The sequence below is a fragment of the Aquabacterium sp. G14 genome (assembly GCF_037482285.1).
Lineage (GTDB): Bacteria > Pseudomonadota > Gammaproteobacteria > Burkholderiales > Burkholderiaceae_C > Aquabacterium.
Genome location: NZ_JBBEYB010000002.1, coordinates 46508 through 54750 on the forward strand (window position 1 = coordinate 46508; position 8243 = coordinate 54750).

General features: G+C 61.5%; 11 protein-coding genes. 4 read left to right on the forward strand and 7 right to left on the reverse strand.

From position 1 onward, the window contains the following. The first annotated feature begins 14 nt into the window (after positions 1–14). Positions 15–323: a cupin domain-containing protein gene (locus tag WIT60_RS02580; RefSeq protein WP_339582394.1), complete on the forward strand. Its 309-nt coding sequence runs from the start codon at positions 15–17 to the stop codon at positions 321–323. After that, the gene (cutA, locus tag WIT60_RS02585; RefSeq protein WP_339582395.1) at positions 320–622 is read left to right on the forward strand and encodes a divalent-cation tolerance protein CutA; all 303 of its coding nucleotides are present in this window, start codon (positions 320–322) and stop codon (positions 620–622) included. The genes WIT60_RS02580 and cutA overlap by 4 nt, the downstream gene beginning before the upstream one ends. Positions 623–701: 79 nt before the next feature. Here the strand turns inward: cutA and WIT60_RS02590 are convergent, their stop codons facing one another. From WIT60_RS02590 to guaB, 5 genes are all read right to left on the reverse strand, one after another. After that, on the reverse strand, positions 702–1142 hold the full coding sequence (locus tag WIT60_RS02590; protein WP_339582396.1) for an EamA family transporter: 441 nt from the start codon (positions 1140–1142) through the stop codon (positions 702–704). Between the two features lie 12 nt (positions 1143–1154). Further along, on the reverse strand, positions 1155–1625 hold the full coding sequence (locus tag WIT60_RS02595; RefSeq protein WP_339582397.1) for an EamA family transporter: 471 nt from the start codon (positions 1623–1625) through the stop codon (positions 1155–1157). 101 nt (positions 1626–1726) lie between these two features. Then, positions 1727–3307 (reverse strand): glutamine-hydrolyzing GMP synthase, encoded by a 1581-nt coding sequence (gene guaA, locus WIT60_RS02600; protein ID WP_339582398.1) that lies wholly within the window; start codon positions 3305–3307, stop codon positions 1727–1729. A gap of 62 nt (positions 3308–3369) precedes the next feature. Continuing rightward, the gene (locus WIT60_RS02605) at positions 3370–4623 is read right to left on the reverse strand and encodes an MFS transporter (RefSeq protein WP_339582399.1); all 1254 of its coding nucleotides are present in this window, start codon (positions 4621–4623) and stop codon (positions 3370–3372) included. 50 nt (positions 4624–4673) lie between these two features. Continuing rightward, the gene (gene guaB / locus WIT60_RS02610; protein ID WP_339582400.1) at positions 4674–6146 is read right to left on the reverse strand and encodes an IMP dehydrogenase; all 1473 of its coding nucleotides are present in this window, start codon (positions 6144–6146) and stop codon (positions 4674–4676) included. Positions 6147–6272: 126 nt separating this feature from the next. Between guaB and WIT60_RS02615 the strand changes: the two genes are divergently transcribed. Further along, complete coding sequence (locus WIT60_RS02615; RefSeq protein ID WP_339582401.1) at positions 6273–6800, forward strand: DUF4124 domain-containing protein; 528 nt, start codon at positions 6273–6275, stop codon at positions 6798–6800. A gap of 39 nt (positions 6801–6839) precedes the next feature. On the opposite strand, the gene WIT60_RS02620 is transcribed toward WIT60_RS02615, so the two are convergent. Next, positions 6840–7256: an RnfH family protein gene (locus WIT60_RS02620; RefSeq protein ID WP_339582402.1), complete on the reverse strand. Its 417-nt coding sequence runs from the start codon at positions 7254–7256 to the stop codon at positions 6840–6842. Continuing rightward, positions 7243–7722, reverse strand: coding sequence for a type II toxin-antitoxin system RatA family toxin (locus tag WIT60_RS02625; protein ID WP_339582403.1), 480 nt, complete (start codon positions 7720–7722; stop codon positions 7243–7245). The genes WIT60_RS02620 and WIT60_RS02625 overlap by 14 nt, the downstream gene beginning before the upstream one ends. Positions 7723–7768: 46 nt before the next feature. On the opposite strand from WIT60_RS02625, the gene smpB reads away from it, so the two are divergent. Beyond that, on the forward strand, positions 7769–8233 hold the full coding sequence (smpB, locus tag WIT60_RS02630) for an SsrA-binding protein SmpB (protein ID WP_339582404.1): 465 nt from the start codon (positions 7769–7771) through the stop codon (positions 8231–8233). Positions 8234–8243: the final 10 nt, after the last annotated feature.

Here is an 8243-nt window from a genome sequence, read left to right on the forward strand (position 1 = left end):
GAGTGCCTTCCCATATGGACAATCTGTTTAACGACCGGACTCCACCCCAGGAGGGTGAGCGTTTTGATGAACTCTTGCGCCACAAGGGGCTGGTGATCGAGCGGATCATCAGCTCCTCCCGCATCGCTCATGAACGCTACGTCCAGACTCAAGACGAGTGGGTCGTGCTGTTGCAAGGTGAAGCCACCCTGGACATCGATGGCCGCACTGCACAACTGACCGCCGGCGATCATGTGTTCTTGCCGGCGCAGACGCCCCACACGGTGAAAAAGGTATCGGACGGCGCCTTGTGGCTGGCCATTCACTTGCACCCCACACCATGACGATGCTGGTCGTGTACACCACGCTGCCCGAAGCTGAGTCCGCTCGTCACATGGCACAAATGCTGGTGGAACGGGGGCTCGTCGCATGCGCCCAGATGGACACCATCGACAGCATTTACCGCTGGGATGGCGCCATCCAACATGACCATGAGCATCGATTGATGCTCAAAACCACCTCGGACCGCTATCCGGCGGTTGAGGCTTTCATTCGGGAGCACCACCCCTATGAACTCCCTGCCATCTACGCCATACCAGTGACGCATGCATGGGCGCCCTATGCGGAGTGGGTTGCAGGGTAAGCAGCAGGCTCTGGCCGCACCTGAGGCCTCGCGAACCCGCCACCTCGTTGACATGACGTGCGAGAGGTGGCGCGGCTGGTCAACGCGCTCCGAACCAGGCAACCCATTTCAGTTTGCCCGGTGGCAAGGCGCCGAGCATCGCACCGATGGAGACCACCACGATCCCCACCACCGCTGTGATCCCGAGTTGCTCACCCAGTATCAGCAGCGCCCCAACGGCAGACACCGCCGGCACCAAGGCCAGCATCAATGAAGCTTCGCCCGCACCGATCTTCTGCACCGCGTAGCTGTACAAGCCTGCCCCCAGAAAAGCAATCACGACACCTTGATACACCGCTTGCAAGGTGATCGCACCCCATGAGGCACCGCTGATCTGACTGGGCAGGCACCACGCATAAATCGGCAGATAGACCACAGCAGAAAACAAGGCGATACCCAGCACACTCAACTGCGGACGAATCTGCCAGCGCCGGGTGAGCAGCCCGAACACCGCCCACGTCAGCGCGGCCGTGAGGAACAAGAGGTCGCCGATTCATTCGTCACCGCCGCGGTTGAGCATCAAGCTCTCGTAGCCGATCAGCAGCAGCCCGCTGGTTGACAGCAAGAGCGCCACCACCGTCTGCCGCGGAATGCGAAACCCCGTCATGAACGCCATGATGACGATGGTGGTCCAGAAGCCGATCCCGCCGTTGACGAAGACCCCTGCGTGTGACACGGGAGCATAGGCAAAACCTGTGTAGACGAGCGTGCAATATCCCACACCGCCAAACAGGGCGAGCACCGCATGCTTGAGCCAGTCCTGCCGTGGTACGAGGCGCAAGAACAGGGGCAAGGCGATGGCGCCAGAGACGCCGAAACGGATGGCAGCAATGTCAAACGGGGTGAACGAAGCGGTCGCGCCAAATCGCGACACGATGTTGAAGCCCGACCAGAAGAACACGACCGCCAAGGCGGCCAGCAAGCCTTTGCCAGTATCCGATGGAGCAGCGTGTGGCAAGTTCAAGTGCGATTCCTCAAAAGTGATGCCAACAAAAACAAATGCCCTGCTCTGTCATTGACACAGCAGGGCATGCAGGGCTCAGCTTAAATCAAACCGAGTCTGACTTATTCCCACTCGATCGTGGCAGGCGGCTTGCTCGACACGTCATAAGCCACGCGGTTGATGCCGCGCACTTCGTTGATGATGCGACCGGATACCTTTTTGAGCAGGCTGTACGGCAGCTCGGCCCAGTCGGCGGTCATGAAGTCGCTGGTCTGCACGGCGCGCAGGGACACCACGTACTCGTAGGTGCGGCCGTCGCCCATCACGCCCACGCTCTTGACCGGCAGGAACACGGTGAAAGCCTGGCTGGTCAGGTCGTACCAGCTCTTTCCGGTTTCGGGGTCGATGCAGTTGCGCAGCTCTTCAATGAAGATGGCATCGGCACGCTTGAGCAGGTCGGCAAACTCGGGCTTGACCTCGCCCAGGATGCGCACGCCCAGACCCGGGCCCGGGAACGGGTGACGGTAGACCATGTCGTGCGGCAGGCCCAGGGCCACGCCCAGCTCGCGCACTTCGTCCTTGAACAACTCGCGCAGCGGCTCCAGCAACTTCAGACCCAGCGTTTCAGGCAAGCCGCCCACGTTGTGGTGGCTCTTGATGGTGGCCTTCTTGGTGTGCGTGCCGCCCGATTCCACCACGTCCGGGTAAATGGTGCCTTGCGCCAGCCACTTGGCGTTGCTCAGCTTCTTGGCTTCGGCCTGGAACACTTCCACGAACTCACGGCCGATGATCTTGCGCTTTTGCTCGGGGTCGGTCACGCCCTTGAGGTGGCCCAGGAACTGGTCGGCGGCATCAATGTGCACAACCTTGGCATGCAGGCGACCGGCGAACATGTCCATCACCATCTTGCCTTCGTTCAGGCGCAGCAGGCCGTGGTCCACGAAGACGCAGGTCAGCTGGTCGCCAATGGCGCGGTGAATCAGAGCCGCAGCCACGGACGAGTCCACACCGCCCGACAGGCCCAGGATGACCTCCTCGTCGCCCACCTGCTCGCGGATCTTGGCGACGGCTTCTTCGATGTAGTCGCCCATGATCCAGTCACCCTTGCAGCCGCTGATCTCGCGCACGAAGCGCGTCAGCATGGCGTGGCCCTGCACGGTGTGCGTGACCTCGGGGTGGAACTGCACGGCGTAGTAGTTCTTCTCTTCGTTGGCCATGCCGGCGATCGGGCAGCTGGGCGTCGAAGCCATCAGCTTGAAGCCGGGCGGCAGGGCCGTGACCTTGTCACCGTGGCTCATCCAGACCTTGAGCATGCCGTGGCCTTCGGGCGTGGCGAAGTCCTGGATGCCATCGAGCAGCTTGGTATGACCGTGGGCGCGCACCTCGGCATAGCCGAACTCACGGGTGTCGCTCCACGACACTTCACCGCCCAGTTGGACGGCCATGGTCTGCATGCCGTAGCAGATGCCCAGCACGGGCACGCCGGCGTCCCACACCGCCTGCGGGGCACGCAGTTGGTGGTCTTCGTAGGTGCTGGCGTGGCTACCCGACAGGATGATGCCCTTGGCGCCGAAGGACTTGATGAACTCGTCCGACACGTCGTTGGGATGGATCTCGCAGTAGACGTGGGCTTCGCGCACGCGGCGGGCGATCAGCTGGGTGACCTGGGAGCCGAAGTCGAGGATCAGGATCTTGTCATGCATGGTGGAATCTCGGGGAATCAATCTGACGCAATGTGGATGCGGATCGTGCGCGGGCCGTGGCTTCAGGCCTGGGCACGCCCGGCCAGGGCAGCGTCATGCGCATGGCGGGTCCGGCTGAAATAACGAAAACCGATGATGGCCGCCACCCCTTGGATGGCCGCACACAGGTAAAACGGGATGCCGATGCGCCAGTCACCCTGCGGGTAGCTGGAGGCCACGGCCAGCAAGGGGGCAGCCAAGATGGGGCCCAGCATGGCAGCGATGCTGTTGAGCGACGATACGGCGCCCATGCTCTCGCCCTGGCGGCTCGGGTCCACGGCGTTGGCCACCAGGCTTTGCAGGCCGGGTTGCACCATGTAGCCAAACACGTTGACGATGATGATGATGTACATCATCCAGCCCTGGGGCACCGCACCGTAGGCAAAGTAGCACAGGGTGGACGAGATCAGGCCGATGCTGACCAAACGGTGCAGCGGGATGTGCTTCTGGAACTGGCGCAGCAGCCCACCTTGCACGATGACCGCCATCAGACCGACCACGAACAAGGAGTAGCCGTTGTCCTTCGGGGTCCAGCCGAATTTGAACTCGGTGTAAAGGAACCAGATGGTGTGCAGGCAGAACTGCGCCAGGATCGACAGCCCCATCACCCACATCAGCTGTTCCACACCCTTCAGTTGGCGCAAACGGGCCAGCGAACTGAAAGGGTTGGTGCTCAAGAGCTTGAATTCGCGACGGCGCTCCAGCGGCAGCGATTCTGGCAGCACGAAGTAGCCGTACACCGCGTTGAGCAGCGTCAGGGAACCTGCCAGGAAGAAGGGCCAGTGAACGTCGATGTCGCCGAGCACTCCCCCCATCACCGGGCCCAGGATGAAGCCCAGGCCGAACATCGCGCCCAACAGGCCGTAGTTCTTGGCACGGTCTTTGGGTTCGGTGATGTCGGCCACATAGGCGTTGGCCACGGCAATGTTGGCGCACATGGCGCCGCCCATGATGCGCACCGCCAGCAGCATCCAGAAAGCACTGGCCAGGGCCGTGACGAAGAAGTTGATCGCCATGCCGACCAAGCCGAGCAACAGCACCGGACGGCGACCGTAGCGATCAGACAGCGCACCCAAAACAGGCGCGCTGAAGAACTGCGCAATGGCAAAGGCCGCTTGCGCGGCCCCGTATGCGAACGATGTGCCCGCCCCAGAGTCCATGAAGGACCCAATCAGCTTGGGCAGCACCGGTGCAATGATCCCGATCGACATCATGTCGAGCAGGACCGTCACCATGATGAATGGCATGGCCGCCTGGCGGCCGCTTGTCGAACCCATTGGCATCCTGTCAGTGGTTCAGAAAGGCGGCCGGCAAGGGCCAGAGCCCATCACTCCATGCGGTAGTTGGGCGCTTCCTTGGTGATCTGCACGTCGTGGACGTGGCTCTCACGGATACCAGCAGCCGTGATTTCCACGAACTCTGCCTTGCTGCGCATCTCTTCGATGGTGCCGCAACCGCAGTAGCCCATGGACGCGCGCAAGCCACCGGCCATTTGGTAGATGATGGTGATGACCGAGCCCTTGTAAGGCACGCGACCCTCGATGCCTTCCGGCACAAGCTTGTCGGCGTTGGGGTTGGCGCCTTCGTCGTTTTCCTGGAAGTAGCGGTCGGCTGAGCCGTCTTTCATGGCGCCGATCGAGCCCATGCCGCGGTAGCTCTTGTAGCTGCGGCCCTGGAACAGGATCACTTCGCCCGGCGCTTCTTCGGTGCCGGCGAACATGCCGCCCATCATCACAGTGCTGGCGCCAGCGGCGATGGCCTTGGCGATGTCACCCGAATAACGGATGCCACCGTCAGCGATCAGCGGCACACCCGTGCCTTGCAGCGCAGTGGCGACATTGTCGATGGCCATGATCTGGGGCACGCCCACACCGGCCACGATGCGCGTGGTGCAGATGGAGCCAGGGCCGATACCAACCTTGACCGCATCGGCACCGGCCTCAACCAGAGCCAGCGCGGCAGCGCCGGTGGCGATGTTGCCGCCGATGACGTCGACCTGCGGGAAGTTTTGCTTGACCCAACGCACGCGGTCGATCACGCCACGGCTGTGACCGTGGGCGGTGTCGACCACCAGCACGTCCACGCCGGCCTTGACCAGCAGTTCAACGCGCTCTTCGGTGCCCTCGCCCACGCCCACTGCAGCGCCGACGCGCAGCTTGCCGTGCGAATCACGGGCGGCGTTGGGGAAGGTGTTTTGCTTGGTGATGTCCTTGACGGTGAAGACGCCGCGCAACTCGTTGTTGTCGCTGATCATCAGCACGCGCTCCAGCTTGTGCTGGTGCATCAGGGCCTTGGCTTCGGCCTGCGAGGTGCCTTCCTTGACCGTGATCAGACGCTCACGCGGGGTCATGATGTCACGCACCGGGGCGTCGAGACGGGTCTCGAAACGCAGGTCACGGCCGGTCACGATGCCCACGACCTTGCCCTCGTCGACGACGGGGAAGCCGGAGATGCCGTGTTGCTGAGACAGCTCGATCACTTCGCGGACCTTGACGCCCGACGAAATGGTGATCGGATCGCGCAGCACGCCGGATTCGTAGCGCTTGACGCGCGCGACTTCGGCAGCCTGCTGACGGGCCGTCATGTTTTTGTGGATGATCCCGATGCCGCCTTCCTGGGCGATCGTGATCGCCAGACGGGCTTCCGTGACAGTGTCCATTGCCGCGGACACGAGCGGCAAATTCAACTGAATGTTGCGGGTGAGACGGGTGGCCAGCGATGTGTCGCGGGGCAACACTTCAGAATACGCGGGCACCAACAACACGTCGTCAAACGTGAGGGCTTTACCAAGCAGGCGCATGAACAGGCTCCAGACGCAAAAGCGGATTATACGCGGAGCAGCGGCAGGTTCGCCAGCGTGGAGATCTTGGTGCTTTTACATTCATTCACGTGGATGATCTTTCGTCCATTGGCTAAACTGTTCGTCATGAAATCTGCGCGCTACGCCCCCCACGTTCTGGCCCTGATCTTGTCCGCCAGTGCGGTCTTGTGCACACCGGCCCTGGCCAGCGGGCAGTGGAAATGGCGTGACGCCAATGGTTCCATTCAGTACAGCGACCGCCCTCCCCCGCAAGGCACGCCGGAATCGGCCATCTTGGCCAAGCCGCGCGCGAGTACTGCACGCATCGTGACGCCCCCCGTGGAATCCTCATCGGCCGCTGCAACGGGCAGTCGCTCGTCGTTGCAGACCGGCAAAGCCAGCGAAAACGAGTTGGATGCCAAACGCCGCAAGGATGAGGAAGAGGAGAGGGCCAAGCAGCAGGCAGAGGACGCAAAACAGGCCAAAGAGCGTGCCGAGAACTGCGAGCGTGCCAAGATTTACCAGCGCAACTTGAACGATGGCATCCGCATTTCGCGCACCAATGCCAAGGGCGAGCGAGAAATTCTGGACGACACAGGACGTGCAGAGGAAATGCGCCGGGCGCAAGACGCCATCCGTGCCAACTGCAAGTAAAGCAGATTTTCGTTTGGCGCAACGGGCGATTCGCTCTGATCAGGCCCCTTTAACCGGGGCCTTTTTGCTGCCCTTGCCCTTCTGGAGACGTTGAGACCCCTTGGGCCACTTCTTCAGATGATCTTGATAGCGCAGGCGGCGCGCCTCTTTGGGATCCACCGTCAAGGGGCGAAGCAGTTCGATGCGATCCTGATCGCGCAGAACATGCCCCAAGCGCTCCTTGCGCCCCCAGACTGCCAGTGCCCACCGTCCTGCTGACAACGCTTCAGGCGTGAGACCCGGCACTTGCGACATCAACCCACAAGCCAGCAGGGCATCCCTCACGGAGCTGCCCTGGTTCACCTGCAATCGCACCCGCTGCACGTGACGGGGGGCCACACTGACCGCGACCTCGACTGTGATCAAAGGACGATCGACCGACAAAACTTCTGGGAGAGCGGACTCAGCGTGGACCATAGACCTGCTCGGCGCGTTTGACGAACGATTCGACGAAAGTGTTGGCAATGCGATCGAACACCGGGCTGACCACCAGCGACAGCGCCTTGCTCGAAAAAGCGTAGCTCAGTGAGAACTCCACCTTGCAAGCTGGCGCATCAGCAGGATCTGCAGAAGGATCGCCGGATTGGCCGGGCTTCTGAAGCGGCAGGAAGCGCCAAGTGCCCTCCAGCTTGGAGAATGGTCCATCCACCAGGTTCATGGTCACGCTGCGGCCAGGGTCGTTGACGTTGCGTGTGGTGAAGGCCTGGCGCACACCGGCAATCGCAATGTGCACACGGGCGGTCACCCCGTCTTCATGAGTGTCGACAACCTCGGCGCGGTCGCACCAAGGAAGAAATTGGGGGTAGTCTTGAACGCCGGTCACCAACCCATACATTTCATGGGGTGAGTACCAAAGCAAGACAGACTTGTGAACGTGCTTCATAGAATGTCGGTATTTTAAAGACGCTGGCGACGTGCCGCGCTACAACATGTCCATCGCAGAAAACAGAAAAGCCCATTTCAACTACCACATTGAGGAACGCTTCGAGGCGGGTGTGGTGCTGGAAGGGTGGGAAGTGAAGGCCATCCGCGAGGGACAGGTGCAGATGACCGACGGCTATGTCGTGATCAAGGATGGCGAGTTGTTCCTGATCGGACTGCGCATCAATGCGCTGCGCTCGGCTTCGACCCATGTCAAGCCTGAAGCTGACCGCATCAAGAAGTTGCTGATGCACCGTGAGCAGATCCGTCGCCTGATCGGCAAAACCGAGCAAAAGGGCTATACCTTGGTGCCGCTGAATCTGCACTGGAAGGGTGGACGCGTGAAGGCGGACATCGCGCTGGCCAAGGGCAAGGCTGAGCACGACAAGCGCAACACCATCAAGGATCGCGATTGGGAGCGTGAAAAGGGCCGTTTGATGAGACACAAAGTCTCATCCAGTCCGAAAGACTGAGACTGACCGC

Excerpts from the sequence above, each read along its gene's own strand:
- WIT60_RS02580 (WP_339582394.1), top strand. The coding sequence starts at position 15 with ATGGACAATCTGTTTAACGACCGGACTCCACCCCAGGAGGGTGAGCGT.
- cutA (WP_339582395.1), top strand. The coding sequence starts at position 320 with ATGACGATGCTGGTCGTGTACACCACGCTGCCCGAAGCTGAGTCCGCT.
- guaA (WP_339582398.1), bottom strand. The coding sequence starts at position 3,307 with ATGCATGACAAGATCCTGATCCTCGACTTCGGCTCCCAGGTCACCCAG.
- WIT60_RS02605 (WP_339582399.1), bottom strand. The coding sequence starts at position 4,623 with ATGGGTTCGACAAGCGGCCGCCAGGCGGCCATGCCATTCATCATGGTG.
- guaB (WP_339582400.1), bottom strand. The coding sequence starts at position 6,146 with ATGCGCCTGCTTGGTAAAGCCCTCACGTTTGACGACGTGTTGTTGGTG.
- WIT60_RS02615 (WP_339582401.1), top strand. The coding sequence starts at position 6,273 with ATGAAATCTGCGCGCTACGCCCCCCACGTTCTGGCCCTGATCTTGTCC.
- WIT60_RS02620 (WP_339582402.1), bottom strand. The coding sequence starts at position 7,256 with ATGGTCCACGCTGAGTCCGCTCTCCCAGAAGTTTTGTCGGTCGATCGT.
- WIT60_RS02625 (WP_339582403.1), bottom strand. The coding sequence starts at position 7,722 with ATGAAGCACGTTCACAAGTCTGTCTTGCTTTGGTACTCACCCCATGAA.
- smpB (WP_339582404.1), top strand. The coding sequence starts at position 7,769 with ATGTCCATCGCAGAAAACAGAAAAGCCCATTTCAACTACCACATTGAG.